Below are 690 nucleotides of genomic sequence, written 5' to 3' on the forward strand. Positions count from 1 at the left end.
AGGGGGTGGGGGGGGGGGGGAAAGGGCGAGGGGAGGGGGGGGGGGGGGGGGGGGGGGGTGGGGGGGGGGGGGTTTTTTTTTCCCCCCCCCCCCCCCCCCCCCCGACGCGCAGGCGGGCGGAGGCTTCCGTGAAGTGAGCGTCGCCGAGGTACCCGCCGGCACCACCTGGTTGACAAAGAATGAATCCGAAGTGTATCCGCTTCGACCAACCTCGCGCTTGACCGAACGCGCAGCCGAATTCCCATTGGGCGCAGCGATGCGAAGCGCGCCGAGAACAGGAGGTCTGATGGAAACCGCAGGACGTCCGCTGACCAGGTCGATACTGTACGGCCTCTCAGGCGGAGCGTTGTCAGTACTCTTTATCCTCGCCGCCGCTCATCAAGCCGAGGCGGCTCCCGCCACGGGCGGTAAAGGCGGATCGGGCCAACCGGTCGATCTACGCAAGATCATGAAAAAGGACACGCAACCCCAGCAGACACAACAGAAAACTCAAGAAACCAAGACAGAAAAACCGCAAGACAAAACCCCACCACGCCCCAGCATCCCCGTAGGCGGCAAAGGCGGCTCCGGCCAACCAGTCGACCTACGCAAAATTATGAAAAAGGACACGCAACCCCAGCAGACACAACAGAAAACTCAAGAAACCAAGACAGAAAAACCGCAAGACAAAACCCCACCACGCCCCAGCAT

Annotated in this window: 1 protein-coding gene; it reads left to right on the forward strand. The window is 62.3% G+C overall.

What is annotated here, in order from left to right; translation table 11 throughout:
- Positions 1 to 133: 133 nt before the first annotated feature.
- The coding region (locus ACZ6DT_RS17405) for a hypothetical protein (RefSeq protein ID WP_465595603.1) at positions 134 to 690 on the forward strand (557 nt) is incomplete at its 3' end.

Source organism: Amycolatopsis sp. NPDC041971 (assembly GCF_055588925.1).